This is a genomic window from Pseudomonas rossensis, from assembly GCF_039888995.1.
Classification (GTDB): domain Bacteria; phylum Pseudomonadota; class Gammaproteobacteria; order Pseudomonadales; family Pseudomonadaceae; genus Aquipseudomonas; species Aquipseudomonas rossensis.
This window is the reverse complement of the sequence record NZ_JBBWCB010000424.1, coordinates 1-228: the sequence shown is the minus strand read 5'-3', so window position 1 is coordinate 228 and position 228 is coordinate 1. Positions and strand designations below refer to the sequence as shown.

Here is a 228-nt window from a genome sequence, read left to right as displayed (position 1 = left end):
CCTCCAACGAACACAGGGTTGAACTCGTCGACGATGGCACCGTGGGGTGCGCCAATCGCAACGACCTCATCCGCTGGGCCATTAATCAGGTTCAACCTCACATGTATGGGCCCCTGCCGAATAACGGCACCTCGAACCAGCAGCGCTTTGGAGTCACGTTCACAGGAGACGACGGGGCATCTCGCGAGGTGTATACCGTGTTTCAGCTCGACACCCTTATCAGCATCG

The 228-nt window shown here is 57.9% G+C and carries 1 protein-coding gene; it reads left to right on the top strand.

The window, feature by feature from the left end; genetic code table 11:
• A partial coding sequence (locus tag WLY71_RS31145) for a hypothetical protein (protein WP_347806621.1) occupies positions 1-228 on the top strand: 228 nt, incomplete at both ends.